The organism is Pectobacterium parvum, assembly GCF_020971565.1.
GTDB classification, from domain to species: Bacteria; Pseudomonadota; Gammaproteobacteria; order Enterobacterales; family Enterobacteriaceae; genus Pectobacterium; species Pectobacterium polare.
This window is the reverse complement of the sequence record NZ_CP087392.1, coordinates 1,018,295-1,032,206: the sequence shown is the minus strand read 5'-3', so window position 1 is coordinate 1,032,206 and position 13,912 is coordinate 1,018,295. Positions and strand designations below refer to the sequence as shown.

Here is a 13,912-nt window from a genome sequence, read left to right as displayed (position 1 = left end):
TGTGTAAAGCGAGATAACATTCGTCTTGCGGGTTGTAGAGACCGAAGTCTCTACAACGTCAAGCCGTTCGTTATTCCTCAGATTTCTTCTTTGCTCGTTTAGCCTTCGTCGCGGCGGCGATTTTACGCGTTTTTTCCGCGTTCTTTTTCGCTTTGTCGTGGTTCTTTTTCGGCTTGGCTTTTGGCTTATCCGATTTCGCGTTGCTATCGCCTTCTTTGCGGAAGGCGGCATCCGGCTCAAAATTTGTGGCCGGTTTGCTGGCACTGCGACGACGTCGACTTGGCTTGGCCTCACGCGACTCCGGTTTCTTCACACGGTCGCGCGCGGTTTTCCCTTCGCCACGCACTTTGCGCGTGCTGGAAACCAAGGCGAAATCAATGTTGCGCTCATCCATATGAACGGCTTCAACACGAATTTCGACTTCATCACCCAGGCGATAAACCTGCCCGCGCGATTCGCCGATCAGCCGCTGTCCGATATTGTCGTAGCGGTAGTAGTCATTATCCAACGTGGAAACGTGTACCAGCCCATCAATAAACAGATCTTTCAGGCGTACGAAGAAGCCAAAACCGGTCACGCTGGCGATAATCCCCGTAAAGACCTCACCCACGTGATCCTGCATAAAGTCGCATTTCAGCCAGTCCGCGACGTCACGCGTAGCTTCATCCGCACGGCGCTCCGTCATCGAGCAATGCATGCCCAGTTGCAGCATTTCATTCATGTCGCTATGCCAGCCGCCCGTTGACGTCCAGCGCTCATGACGATCGCTCAGCAGATACTTAATAGCGCGGTGCAGCGACAGGTCTGGATAACGGCGAATCGGTGACGTGAAATGGCCGTAAGACGTTAATGCCAGACCGAAGTGACCTCGGTTCTCTGGGTCATAAATCGCCTGTTTCATTGAACGCAGCAGCATCGTTTGCAGCATTTCCCGATCGGGACGGTCAGCTAACTCATTCATCAATTCTGCGTAATCTTTCGGCTGTGGCTTCATTCCGCCTTTCAGCGTCAGCCCCAGTTCGCCCAACACGCTACGCAGAGCTAAGACATGGTCTTCACTCGGCTGATCGTGCACGCGGAACAGCGCAGGTTCTTCGTTTTTCTCCACAAATTTCGCGGCGGAGATATTCGCCAGAATCATGCACTCTTCGATCAGTTTGTGCGCATCGTTACGCACCACCGCTTCCACACGATCGATACGGCGTTCAGCGTTGAAAATGAACTTCGCCTCTTCCGTTTCAAACGCGATGCCGCCACGCACTTCACGCGCGTGCTCAAGCGCCTTGTACATGCGGTGCAGCTCTTCCAACCCACCGACAAGTGGCTTGTAGTGCTCGCGCAGTTCGGCGTCGCCTTGCAGAATATTCCACACTTTGGTGTAGGTCAGGCGCGCATGTGAACTCATCACTGCTTCATAAAACTTATAGGACGACAGCTTACCCTGCGCCGAAACGGTCATTTCACAGACCATACACAGGCGATCGACCTGCGGGTTAAGCGAGCAGAGTCCGTTCGACAGCACTTCCGGCAGCATCGGTACCACCTGCGACGGGAAGTATACCGAGGTGCCACGCGCCCGTGCTTCATGGTCGAGTGGCGTATTCGGCCGAACGTAATAGCTCACGTCCGCAATCGCAACCCATAAGCGCCAGCCACCGCCGCGTTTCGGCTCACAGTGCACCGCATCATCGAAATCGCGAGCATCTTCGCCGTCAATCGTGACCAGCGGCAGCTTACGCAGATCCACACGGCCTTTTTTCGCGGCTTCCGGCACCTCTTCGGAGAGATCCTTTACCTGCTCTTCCACTTTAGGCGGCCAGGTGTGCGGAATATCATGGGTACGCAGAGCGATATCCACCGCCAGCCCGGTGCCCAGATTGTCACCGAGGATCTCGACGATCTTACCCACCGCTTTCGTGCGGCGCGTGGCGCGTTGCGTCAGCTCAACCACCACCACGAAGCCCATACGAGCGCCGTTAATTTCTTCTTTCGGGATCAGAATATCGAAGCTCAGGCGGCTGTCATCCGGCACCACGAACCCGACACCGGCATCGACAAAATAGCGGCCGACAATTTGCCCGGTACGCGGTTCCAGCACGCGTACAATACGCCCTTCACGGCGTCCTTTACGATCCGCACCCAGCGGCTGTGCCAACGCAACATCGCCGTGAATCGTCCGTTTCATCTCTTCAGCCGACAGATAAAGATCGTCTTTACGGCCTTCCACACGCAGGAAGCCAAAACCATCGCGGTGACCAATGACCGTGCCGCGCAGCAGATCGAGCTTTTCCGGCAACGCATAGCACTGGCGGCGGGTAAAAATAAGCTGACCATCACGCTCCATCGCACGCAGGCGACGGCGCAGCGCTTCGAGCGCTTCTTCTCCGGTTAATTGCAGGTCGGTGGCTAATTCTTCCCGGCTAATCGGGGTATCGCGCTTGGCGATGTGCGCCAAAATATATTCACGACTGGGGATGGGGGATTCGTATTTTTCTGCTTCTCGTTCCAGGAATGGATCTTGTGACATTGCGGTTCCTCCGTTGTCATCAGCAGGAGGCTGAACAAAACTCATTCAACCAACAATAATTTATAAAGCGGCGGGTTTTCTTTGACCATATCAGCCAGCGTGTATTGATCCAGCTCATGCAGGAAATTTTGTACCGCTTGTTGAAGCACCTGCTTTAAGCGACAGGCTGGCGTAATATGGCAAAATTCATGGCTACAGTTAACCAGCGTAAGCGGTTCCAATTCGCGCACGACATCGCCAATTCGGATGGTTTCTGCCGGTTTTCCAAGACGGATACCGCCATTCTTGCCGCGCACGGCCATCACCAACCCAGCACGACTAAGTTGATTGATAATTTTGACCATATGATTACGGGACACGCCATACACTTCCGTTACTTCCGAAATGCTGGTCATTTTCCCGCTCGGCAGCGATGCCATGTAAATCAGCGCCCGCAAACCATAATCCGTAAAACTTGTTAACTGCACATAAACCTCGGATACCTCTGGGTATCATTAACTGGCGTATTGAGTACGCCCCTGAAAAACCAACGCTATTAACAGATAATAAACCAGGCGTAAACGCTACGGCTAATTATTTATACCCTTTGCGTTGCGAGAAATCTGTGTGAGAGAAGCCTGTGTTGCGGGAAGCTCTCGCTTATGCCCTTCTTGCCCGCCCCTTTTTACGCCTGCCATAGCTTTTTAATTTTATCTCACCGCAACACAGATAACGTATTCTCTTCCGTTGCACACACCACATCCAATGATGACTGGGTTATCACCCATGAAGGCGGCGTAAGGAAAAGGACACCATGGGGTTGAAAAATATTTCTATTCGTACCGGCTTATTAACGTTATTGCTGCTAACGACCCTGTTGCTGCTTATCGTCAGCGGCATGGGCGTGGTTGCCATTAAGAAAGACAGGGAAACGCTGACAGCACAAAACCAGATTCAGGGCATTGAGCTGGGCAACCTGATGAGCGGCTATAACCAGACGCTCAGCGCACGCGCCTCAGCAACGCTCGCCGTCAGGAAAATCGAGATCGGCCTGCTGGACGACGGTGCCAAGGAAACCGGGGTCGTAGAGAAACATCTCCACCAATCGCAGGAAGACATTGAACGCGTGATCAAATCGGCCAATGCCGATCCCAAACAGCAGGCGCTGGCGCAGGACGTGTTGAAAACCTATCAGGCTTATTTTCAGCAGGGCATGACCCCGATGCTGAGTGCACTGCAAAAACAGTATACCGACGAATATTATGAAGTTCTGGAAAAACAGCTCGGCCCGCTGAGTGAAGCCTTTGATTTGTCGATCCAGAATTTCCGTCAGTATGCTCAGCAACTTTCCGAACAGGGTCTGGCACAGTCCGAGAGCAATGAACGCACCATGCTGCTGCTCATTGCCATTGCCAGCCTGTTGTCTATCACGCTGGTGGCATTAGCCTGGGTCGCGCTCCGGCACATGCTGCTCAAACCGCTGGACTATGCGATTGAGCAGTTGGAGCAGGTTGCTGGCGGTAATCTGACGCGCCGCCTGATTCAAGGCGGAGATAACGAGCTGGGTCGGCTCAATGATGCCATCGGCCGCATGCAGGGTTCACTGTTGGAGTCAGTCAGTCAGGTGCGCGATGCCAGCACGCAAATCGATCTCGGTAGCCGCGAACTGTTTGAAGAAAACGCTCAGCTTTCCCAACGCACCGAGGAATCCGTTGCTGCACTGGAACAGACGGCAGCGAGCATGGAGCAACTGAGCGCGACGGTGAAACTCAATGCCGATCATGCGGAACTTGCGCATCAGCTCGCCAATAATGTCTCGAACACCAGCAGCCGCAGCAACGAGTCTGTCTGTTACGTCATTGAAAAAATGCAGGAGATCGCCACCAGCGCCAAGCGCATTAATGACATTCTCAGTGTCATTGACGGCATCGCGTTCCAGACCAACATTCTGGCGCTGAACGCTTCCGTCGAGTCCGCTCGCGCAGGCGAACAAGGCAGAGGCTTTGCCGTCGTCGCCGGAGAAGTGCGTAATCTGGCGCAGCATAGTGCACAGGCGGCGAAAGAGATCCGCGCATTGATTTTGGATTCACAGATGCGCGTGTCCGAAGGGCTTGAATTAGCTTCTAAAGCAGGTGAAACCATGGATGAAGTGACCGATGAAATCATCCGTATTACACAGCTGATGCGAGACATTTCCACCGCCACGCAAGAACAGCATCGCGGTATTGAGCAGGTTAACGTCGCCTTCACACAGATCGACAAGGTCGCTCAGCACAACGCGCAGCTCGTCAAAGCCTCATCGGCGACGACACAGTCGCTGGAGCAACAGTCTCAGCTGTTGATGCGGTCCATGGCGCTGTTTCAGGTCGATCCTCGCCTTTCCTAATCTACGGGTATATTGCACCGCCTGTAGTCAGCCCAGCGTTGACTACAGGCATCCCCCGCAGATAGCTCCGCTTTCGCCTATTCCCTAAAAAATCGAATAAATAACGAGAAGAAGCAGGAACCCTTTTCTCCCTTAACACACCTATTTCATAGATATATACCCGTCATACTTCAAGTTGCATGTGCGTTGGCTACGTTCAGTCACCCGAATCACTTACTTGAGTAAGCTCATCGGGACTCCCTCGCTTGCCAACTACCTGAAACTCGAATTATTTAGGGTATACTTTCAGATAATTTGAGTATTATTTTTTTACCGCTATTCTCTGTTTTTACACATGAGCGTATAAATAGAGTTTCTGCGTAAAGCGGCAAAAATCAATTACGGCAATACATTGAATAAAAAGACAATGAGAGACGTCTCTTATTGGTAATATTCATCATGCGTTTTAGTCTATTAATTATATCTCTAAATAATATTTATTAATTTAATTAATAGCACGCTATTTTATTAATTCGACCTATTGATTTTCGCGTACAAAAAAAGGGGACAGCCAATCACCCGATAACATCACAGGCGGCATCATGATAAAACGGATGCCTCTGACAACAGCGAATCAAGGGTAAAGACAGAAAGAATATAGGCAAATATAAACATGAATAATCAGTCAGTTGATGTTGATTTGATTACCAGATTTGACAATGAAGCCAAACTGCACGCATTCAATTCCGTTTATGCCATCGCCGAATTCGACCTGGCAGGGAAACTGATTGAAGCCAACCCTCTTTTTTGCAAAATGCTGGGCTACAAAAAAGAAGACATTATTCAGAAAAACCACACGCTTTTTATGCCAGAAGCGCAGCGCCAAAAACATGACCATTTCTGGCACGATGTGATTAAAGGGAATATTAATGCAGGGGAATTCCAACGGAAAACCCAAAAAGGAGACATCATTTGGCTCCACGCCGCCTATACCCCGATTATTGATCATTCGGGTCGCCGTGTTGGCGTCATAAAATTGGCGCTTGATATTACGCAGGAAAAGCGTCTGATGTCGGATCATCGGGCACAGCTAGACGCGATTGAGAATTCGCAAGGCGTGATCGAGTTTGATAAAGACGGCTATATCACCCACGCCAATAAACACTACCTGATGCTGACAGGCTACGAAGAGAAAGAAATTCTCGGCTTGCACCACAAATCGCTTTGCGATCCCATCTATACCGAACAAGCCGACTACCAAACATTCTGGGAAACCTTGCATCGCGGTCATCCCATCAGCGGCCGCTTCCAACGACTGGGCAAAGACAATCACTCATTCTGGATACAGGCGACCTACAGCCCAGTCATGGATAGCGACGGTAATGTGAGAAAAATCATTAAATATGCTCACAACATCACGCAAAATGTCGAAACCGAAAAGAAAGCCCATCAGCAAGGCATCATTCTCGATATCCTGCTGTCAGTCCACGACAGCTTTCTGCTTGACCACAATCTGCCTTCCGCCTGCGATAAAGTCTTTGAGCGGCTGCTGAACGTCACCAACAGCACCTTCGGCTTCATCGCCACATTGCAGGAAGATGAAAACGGCCAGTCGCTCTATCTTCCCGCAATCTCCAACCTTGCCTGGGATGAAGAAACCCTGAACTGGTACAGGCACCAGCGCAGAATCCACGGCGGCCTGAGGCTCCGTAAGCTGGATAACCTGTTTGGCCACGTAGTGACCCACAATACAGTGGTGTGCACCAACAACCTGCTGAGGCAAAAGGCTGGCCGAGATCTCCCGCCTATCCATCCCGCGCTGTATTCCCTGCTTGGGATTCCAATCACCCACAACGACAAAGCGATCGGGATGATCGCGCTGGCGAATCGCCGGGAAGGTTACGATCAAACGATGATCGAGCTCTTGGCACCGCTGGTGAAAACGCTCGGCATCATTATTCACGCGCGTTCGCTCGAGGATGAACGCACACAGATAGAAGCCTCTCTGCGTTTTAACGCGGGACATGATTTTCTTACCGGACTGCCGAATCGCAGCAGCTTCTTCGAGCAGGCTAGTGCTTTTTTTCTCCTCAAACAGCAAAACCAGCACACGGACAAAAGCTGTCTGGCGATTATCGATATCGATTTATTCAAAAACATTAACGATCAATACGGCCATCTGGCTGGCGATGCCGTCCTCAAAGAGCTGGCGATGCTCATGCGCATGTCGCTACGTCAGGAAGATCTGGTCGCCCGTCTCGGTGGGGAAGAGTTCATCATTCTGTTAAAAGACGTCTCTTACCAAACGGCGGCGGTAACGATTGAACGTATTCGACAAGCGATTGAGCAACATACGCTGGAATACGATCGCCAGAATCTGCGTTTCACGATTAGCGCGGGCATTGCCGCCTACCGTTCCGATCTTGCGTCCGTTGAGGACTGGATTCAGTTAGCCGATGAAAACCTCTATGCGGCTAAACGGCAAGGTCGCAACTGTGTGAAGTAAGCCCATCCCGACAGCGTTGCTGGTAGCTTTGCTCGAACGTTTGCATTCCCGCAGCGGCTCCGGTTTGAATCAGGCCGGGAAGCTGGTGCGTTTTCCCTTCCCGAATGAGGTTACTGACTGCCGCAGTCGCAGTCAGCACTTCATACAGTGCGATTCGCCCACCTTGTGCGGCGGGTAATAATTTTTGCGTCACGGCGGCCTGCAAACAGGTAGCTAACTGGCTGCGAACATAGGCTTTCTCTTCACCGGGAAAGACGTCAACCAAACGATCAACTGCCTGCGACGCGCTACGTGTATGCAGCGTCGACAACACCAGATGACCGGTTTCCGCCGCCGTCAGCGCCAGCCGAATCGTCTCCGTATCGCGCAGTTCTCCCAGCAGAATGACATCGGGATCCTCCCGCAATGCGGCCCGTAGCGCCTGTGCAAACGACGCGCTGTGCGCACCAATCTCCCGCTGTTGAATCAGGCAGCGTCGGCTGGCATGGATAAACTCGATCGGATCCTCCAGCGTTATCACATGGCGATCGCTGCTATCGTTTAATGCCCCAAGCATGGCCGCCAGCGTCGTGGATTTGCCGCTCCCCGTCGCCCCGGTAATCAGGATCAATCCGTTCGGTTTCTCCAACAGCGTCGATAGAACGGGTGGCGCCTGTAGCGCTTCCAATGAAGGCTGAGCGGACGGGATAATACGCAGCGCCGCAGACAACCCTTCCCGCTGACGAAACACATTCACCCGCAGGCGTTGCCCATCGGGCAGCATTAGCGCGCCGTCCACCTGCCCAGCCTGCCGCAGTTGCTCGCGCTGAGCCGGTTCGAGCCAGGCATCGCACCATTGTGCCACCTGCTCCGGCGTTAAACGTGGTAAGGTATTTTCAGGCTGTAGCCGCCCGTCCACACGCAACACTGGCGGGTGACCGCTACAAAGGTGCAGATCCGAGGCATTATGTTTTACACTACGCGCCATCCACTCATCCAACTCCATAGATAACCTCCTGAATAACCATGACGACAATCCAGCAGAATCTACAGGACATCCGGCAGCAAATCGCCACTGCCGCTGCGCATTGCGCGCGAGCACCAGAAGAAATTACGCTACTTGCAATCAGTAAAACCAAACCTGTGAGCGCGATCGAAGAAGCCATCGCGGCAGGACAACGAGCGTTTGGCGAGAACTATGTTCAGGAAGGCGTGGAGAAGATCCATTATTTCCAGAAAAACCACCCAGACACGCCGTTAGAGTGGCACTTTATCGGCCCGCTACAGTCAAACAAAAGTCGACTGGTGGCCGAGAATTTTGATTGGTTTCACACCGTGGATCGCCTGCGTATCGCACAGCGTTTGAGTGAACAACGCCCAGCTACCTTGCCACCGCTAAACGTTCTGTTGCAGATTAATATCAGCAGCGAACCGAGCAAATCAGGCATTATGGTCGCTGAATTGGCAGAGCTTGCCGCCAGCGTCGCCGCACTGCCCAACCTGCGTCTGCGTGGCCTGATGGCGATTCCGGCACCGGAAACCGATTACGAGCAGCAGTTGGCTGTTTTCAAACAAATGGCCGCGCTGTTGCAAACGCTGTCCGCAAATTATCCGCATATTGATACACTTTCTATGGGGATGACGGACGACATGCGCGCGGCGATTACCGCGGGCAGCACGCTGGTGCGTATTGGTACGGCAATCTTTGGCGCGCGCGACTATTCAGCAAAAGGTACCTAAACAGCAGAGTACGCGCTGAACGGCACGTCATCTTTGACAGAATACAAACGGAACAGGTGATTAGCGATAATGCAGATGCAGCAACGTAAAATAGCGTTTATTGGTGCCGGAAACATGGCGCAGGCCATTATCGCCGGATTGGTCAATGGCGGTTATCCCGCTCAACACATCAGCGTCTGCGCGCCTTCGGGTAAGAACCGCGATGCGCTGGCTGCACAGTATGGCGTGATCAGCAGCGCGGACAATGTCAGCTGCGCTCAGGAAGCGGACGTTATTGTGCTGGCCGTCAAACCGCAGATGATGGCAACAGTTTGCGAACCGCTGCGTGAGCAGGTCAACTTCAGCGGTAAGCTGGTGCTCTCGATTGCAGCAGGCATCAACATCGCCCGTTTTCAGGCACTGCTGGGCGAACCGCTGAATATCGTGCGGATTATGCCCAACACGCCGTCTCTGGTCGGTAAAGGCATGAGCGGAATGTATGCCCCCGCCTCCGTCAATCAGGCTGATAAAGACTTCACCGCACAGCTGATGCAGAGCGTCGGTAAAATTTGCTGGGTGGATAGCGAATCAGGCATTAACGGCGTGATCGCCGCAGCGGGCAGCGCACCGGCCTATTTCTTCTTGTTTATGGAAGCGATGCAGCAGGAAGCTATCCGTCAGGGGTTCAGCCAGGAAACGGCCCGCCTGTTGGTGCAGCAGGCTGCGTCCGGCGCTGCCGCGCTGGTTGAAGCCAACCCAGATACGCCGCTGTCGACCCTGCGGGAGAATGTCACCTCCAAGGGCGGCACCACGGCAGAAGCCCTGCGGGTATTTAACGAACAGCAGTTGACGCAAACCGTGGCTGAAGCCATGCAGGCGGCAATTGCTCGCGCACAGGAAATGGAAACGCTTTTTTAACCAAAGCGGATTCCCCGATTCTTTATCTTATTAAGGAAAAGACGTACTTATGCTCACCCTGACTTTTCTGGTCAAAACGCTGGTCGACCTCTATGTAATGGTCCTGCTGCTGCGCATCTGGATGCAGTGGTCACGCAGCGATTTTTATAACCCGCTGTCGCAGTTTGTCGTCAAAATCACCCAGCCGATTGTCGGGCCGCTGCGCCGTATTCTGCCGTCGTTAGGGCCGATTGACAGCGCCTCGCTGCTGCTGGCCTTTATTCTCACGACGATCAAATACCCGTTACTGCTGTTGATTCAGGTTGGCGCGATTTCCCTCAGCCCAATGAACCTGCTGGTCGGGCTGATTTCGCTGATTAAATCCGCGGGCTATCTAGTCTTCTGGGTCATCATCATCCGTTCCATCATGAGCTGGGTCAGTCAGGGCCGTAGCCCAATCGAGTTCCTGCTGCACCAGTTGACCGAGCCGCTAATGGCACCGCTCCGCCGCGTTATTCCGGTTATGGGCGGCATTGATTTCTCCGCGATGGCCGTGATTCTGATTCTGTATATGCTCAACTATCTGGGCATGGACCTGTTCCCGGGGCTGTGGTTCCTGCTGTGAGTGCCATTACCCGCCACGGCGATGCGCTGGTGATTCGGCTGTATATTCAGCCGAAAGCCAGCCGGGATCAGATCGTGGGTTTGCATGGCGACGAACTGAAAGTCGCCATCACCGCACCACCGGTTGATGGGCAGGCCAATGCCCATCTGACTAAATTTCTTGCCAAACAGTTTCGGGTCGCCAAGAGTCTGGTCGTGATTGAAAAAGGCGAACTCGGGCGGCATAAACAGATTAGAATTACCCATCCGCAACACATCCCGGCTGACGTCGCGGACTTCATTGAATAAACACGATTGAATAAATACGCAGGACATGACAATGCAAAAAGTGGTTTTGGCTACCGGAAACCCCGGTAAAGTGCGCGAGCTCGCCAGCTTGCTGGCCGATTTCGGTCTGGATATTGTGGCTCAAACCGAGCTGGGCGTGGATTCCGCCGAAGAAACCGGCCTGACCTTCATCGAAAACGCCATCCTGAAAGCACGTCATGCGGCGCAAATCACGGGACTGCCGGCCATTGCCGATGATTCCGGTCTGGCTGTCGATGCACTGGGCGGCGCACCGGGCATTTACTCGGCACGCTACGCGGGTGTGGATGCCAGCGACCAGCAAAATCTGGATAAGCTGCTACTGACACTAAAAGACGTACTGGACGAACAGCGTCGAGCCAGCTTCCACTGCGTGCTGGTGTATCTGCGCCACGCGGAAGACCCGACGCCGATTGTCTGCCACGGTAGCTGGCAGGGTGTGCTGACGCATGAAGCAGCGGGCAGCGGCGGCTTCGGCTATGACCCGATCTTCTTCGTGCCAGAGCTGGGTAAAACGGCAGCGGAACTGACGCGTGAAGAGAAGAACGCGCAGTCTCACCGCGGCCAGGCACTGCGCCTGTTGCTGGATGCGCTACGCAATGCTTAAGCTTCCCCCGCTCAGCCTGTACATTCATATTCCGTGGTGCGTACAGAAGTGTCCGTATTGCGACTTCAACTCTCACGCGCTGAAAGGCGACGTGCCGCATCAGGAATATGTCGATCATCTGCTGGCGGATCTGGATGCTGATTTGCCGCTAGCGAGCGGTCGTGAACTGCACTCGGTCTTTATCGGCGGCGGCACGCCCAGCCTGCTGAGCGCGGAAGCAATGCAGGCGCTGCTCGACGGCGTTCGGGCGAGAATTCCGTTAACGCCGGATGCCGAAATTACGATGGAAGCCAATCCCGGTACGGTTGAAGCCGACCGTTTCAGCGGCTATCAGCGCGCGGGCATTAACCGTATCTCCATCGGCGTGCAGAGTTTCGATCCGCAAAAGCTGACGCGCCTTGGTCGTATTCACGGCCCGGACGAAGCCAAACGCGCCGCGCAGCTGGCGACCGGTTTGGGCTTACGCAGCTTTAATCTGGATCTGATGCACGGCTTACCGGATCAATCGCTGGACGAAGCGCTGGACGACCTGCGTCAGGCCATTGCGCTCAATCCGCCGCATTTATCGTGGTATCAGCTGACTATCGAGCCCAATACGCTGTTTAGCTCGCGCCCGCCGACGCTACCGGACGACGACGCGCTGTGGGACATCTACGAGCAGGGTCATGCGCTACTGAGCGCGGCGGGTTACCAGCAATATGAAACGTCCGCCTATGCCAAACCGGGCTACCAGTGTCAGCACAACCTGAACTACTGGCGCTTCGGTGACTATTTGGGGATTGGCTGCGGGGCACACGGTAAGCTGACCTTCAGCGATGGCCGTATTCTGCGCACGGTAAAAGTCCGCCATCCTCGTGGCTATATGCAGGGCACGTATCTGGATAAGCAACACGACGTTGCCAACGACGATCGGCCTTTTGAGTTTTTCATGAACCGCTTTCGCCTACTGGAAGCCGCCCCGCGCGAGGATTTCACGGCGTACACCGGTCTGGAAGAGCACAGCATCCGCCCGCAGTTGGAGCAAGCGCTGGCGCAAGGCTACCTGACGGAAACCGCCACATACTGGCAAATCACCGAACACGGCAAACTGTTCCTGAACTCCCTGCTGGAGCTATTTCTTAATGCATAATAGCGCTATTATTATTCATACCTTTACCTGAAAACAAGGACATAACCCGTTCACTCAAGAAAAACACTCTCACATGGCATGATAGGGGGCATATTTTTTTCGCCTCTATCTGTGAGTTATAATCTGCTATATTTCAAATCAAGTGTATTGACTCTACCAAAAGATATAACCTATTGATAATTAATCATCATCAATAAATCTTTCCTTTCAAGCAGCACTATCGCGCCGCCTAAAATAGATTTATCATGAGGTTACATTCAAATTACGCAGAGTACTCAGCCATAAGTCGAACATATACTCTACGCAAAAGCAGATATCCCTCCCAGTTTACCTCGATATTTAAAAAACACGCTATAATTAAACCCCATCAATGAGCTACACTATGAAATGATAATAGCGGGATAAAAATAATTAACGTGATAATAATTTTCAATAAAATAATAAGTCAATTAAATAATTAAAAAAATAAAATTATCAAGCTATTAACGTAACAAACACAATAATAAAAAATAATTAACAAAAAAACATTCATTTTTAAAACACCACGACTACACTAAAAGGTAATTTCATAAACGAGGATAAATAACCATCTCATGAACTTATTCGGCAAATACAATGAGAGAAAATAACAATGAAAAACATAACCTTAAGATTTCAATCTGCCTTTTAAGCACAAAGTCGAACATAGATACAAGCTCAAATAACAGGATTCATTAATTAACAAAAAAAGATAAACATTTCAATATATTGAGTATTGAGGATAGTGTCACAATCATCTGATCACCTTTGGTGAATAAAGAAAATATGCTTTTCGCTTTCAGCGAGAAAAAATCATGGAAAAGAAAAAAACAAAAACCTCGAGGAAAAAGAAATGTCCTCCACTGTAATTTGTTATATAAATGTTTTACTTACCTTTTATTCAAAGAAGTCCTGTAATGACATTACACTATCAATAAAAAATTATGTCAGAGAAAGGATTATGTTATTTAACGATCGCTCACCCGTTTCAGCTTTGTTTAGCTTTGTATCGTTAACATCTACGTTGTCAGTAATGAGAAGAAATTTTTTTTTAAAAAATACACAGGACATTTTCTTACATGTAAAAGTAATATCAATTACGGAAAATTATACATTAGATGTAATCAATCCCCACCAGTAACAAGAGTTACAGATAACATCATAAATGACATAGCACTTACCCCACCCTCCGCTTGCTTCGGTTGAACGAAAAGCAAGGGGACGCACTGCATTTTATTTTTTGGCATATTGAATGT

11 protein-coding genes are annotated in these 13,912 nt (G+C 51.6%); 8 read left to right on the top strand and 3 right to left on the bottom strand.

All coding sequences use genetic code 11. The features are described 5' to 3' along the window. Positions 1 to 70 precede the first annotated feature (70 nt). Together rnr and nsrR are read right to left on the bottom strand one after the other, a co-directional pair. Positions 71 to 2,527: a ribonuclease R gene (rnr, locus tag LOZ86_RS04600; protein WP_230242900.1), complete on the bottom strand. Its 2,457-nt coding sequence runs from the start codon at positions 2,525 to 2,527 to the stop codon at positions 71 to 73. A 41-nt stretch (positions 2,528 to 2,568) separates the two neighbouring features. After that, positions 2,569 to 2,994, bottom strand: a complete 426-nt coding sequence (gene nsrR, locus LOZ86_RS04595; protein ID WP_005974824.1) for a nitric oxide-sensing transcriptional repressor NsrR — start codon at positions 2,992 to 2,994, stop codon at positions 2,569 to 2,571. Positions 2,995 to 3,320: 326 nt separating this feature from the next. Between nsrR and LOZ86_RS04590 the strand changes: the two genes are divergently transcribed. Beyond that, positions 3,321 to 4,892 carry a methyl-accepting chemotaxis protein gene (locus LOZ86_RS04590; protein WP_039486296.1) on the top strand — a complete coding sequence of 524 codons (1,572 nt, stop codon included), beginning with the start codon at positions 3,321 to 3,323 and terminating at the stop codon, positions 4,890 to 4,892. 652 nt (positions 4,893 to 5,544) lie between these two features. Then, on the top strand, positions 5,545 to 7,377 hold the full coding sequence (locus LOZ86_RS04585; protein ID WP_039486297.1) for a sensor domain-containing diguanylate cyclase: 1,833 nt from the start codon (positions 5,545 to 5,547) through the stop codon (positions 7,375 to 7,377). Here LOZ86_RS04585 and LOZ86_RS04580 read toward each other — a convergent pair. Beyond that, complete coding sequence (locus LOZ86_RS04580) at positions 7,346 to 8,362, bottom strand: type IV pilus twitching motility protein PilT (RefSeq protein ID WP_039486299.1); 1,017 nt, start codon at positions 8,360 to 8,362, stop codon at positions 7,346 to 7,348. The two genes, LOZ86_RS04585 and LOZ86_RS04580, sit on opposite strands and share 32 nt — an antisense overlap. 20 nt (positions 8,363 to 8,382) lie before the next feature. Here LOZ86_RS04580 and LOZ86_RS04575 point away from each other — a divergent pair, with 20 nt between their 5' ends. The 6 genes from LOZ86_RS04575 (at position 8,383) to hemW (ending at position 12,638) form a co-directional block, all read left to right on the top strand. Further along, positions 8,383 to 9,096, top strand: coding sequence for a YggS family pyridoxal phosphate-dependent enzyme (locus LOZ86_RS04575; RefSeq protein ID WP_039486301.1), 714 nt, complete (start codon positions 8,383 to 8,385; stop codon positions 9,094 to 9,096). A gap of 75 nt (positions 9,097 to 9,171) precedes the next feature. Continuing rightward, positions 9,172 to 9,993, top strand: a complete 822-nt coding sequence (gene proC / locus LOZ86_RS04570) for a pyrroline-5-carboxylate reductase (protein ID WP_039486319.1) — start codon at positions 9,172 to 9,174, stop codon at positions 9,991 to 9,993. Positions 9,994 to 10,042: 49 nt separating this feature from the next. Continuing rightward, on the top strand, positions 10,043 to 10,597 hold the full coding sequence (locus LOZ86_RS04565) for a YggT family protein (RefSeq protein ID WP_039486302.1): 555 nt from the start codon (positions 10,043 to 10,045) through the stop codon (positions 10,595 to 10,597). Then, the gene (yggU, locus tag LOZ86_RS04560) at positions 10,594 to 10,884 is read left to right on the top strand and encodes a DUF167 family protein YggU (protein ID WP_010279110.1); all 291 of its coding nucleotides are present in this window, start codon (positions 10,594 to 10,596) and stop codon (positions 10,882 to 10,884) included. The genes LOZ86_RS04565 and yggU overlap by 4 nt, the downstream gene beginning before the upstream one ends. A 31-nt stretch (positions 10,885 to 10,915) precedes the next feature. Then, complete coding sequence (gene rdgB / locus LOZ86_RS04555) at positions 10,916 to 11,509, top strand: RdgB/HAM1 family non-canonical purine NTP pyrophosphatase (RefSeq protein WP_039486304.1); 594 nt, start codon at positions 10,916 to 10,918, stop codon at positions 11,507 to 11,509. Continuing rightward, positions 11,502 to 12,638 (top strand): radical SAM family heme chaperone HemW, encoded by a 1,137-nt coding sequence (hemW, locus tag LOZ86_RS04550; RefSeq protein ID WP_039486306.1) that lies wholly within the window; start codon positions 11,502 to 11,504, stop codon positions 12,636 to 12,638. The genes rdgB and hemW overlap by 8 nt, the downstream gene beginning before the upstream one ends. The last annotated feature ends 1,274 nt before the right edge of the window (positions 12,639 to 13,912 follow it).